We start from the raw sequence: 217 nt of genomic DNA, 5'->3' as shown, positions 1-217 counted from the left end.
TGAGCTAGGCGGCATGCTGTTTGGTAAAATTATGATGCATAAAGCAAAGATATTGTTAATGGATGAGCCAACTAACCACATGGATATGGAATCGATTGAAGAGCTTAATTTAGCCCTTGAAGCTTACGAAGGTACATTGAAGTTTGTATCCCACGACCGTCAGTTTGTATCATAAGTTGCAACCCGTATTTGGGAAATTAAAGACGGTAAAGTTATC

The 217-nt window shown here is 38.7% G+C and carries 1 pseudogene; it reads left to right on the top strand.

Annotated elements, in window-relative coordinates:
- A pseudogene (locus tag V6260_RS19080) lies at window positions 1-172 on the top strand (ABC-F family ATPase); the annotation flags it as partial.
- Window positions 173-217: the final 45 nt, after the last annotated feature.

The organism is Pseudoalteromonas aliena (genome assembly GCF_038155085.1).
In the GTDB taxonomy this organism is placed as follows: Bacteria; Pseudomonadota; Gammaproteobacteria; order Enterobacterales; family Alteromonadaceae; genus Pseudoalteromonas; species Pseudoalteromonas aliena_A.
Note: the sequence above shows the minus strand (reverse complement) of the source record. Positions and strands in the feature narration are given on the sequence as shown.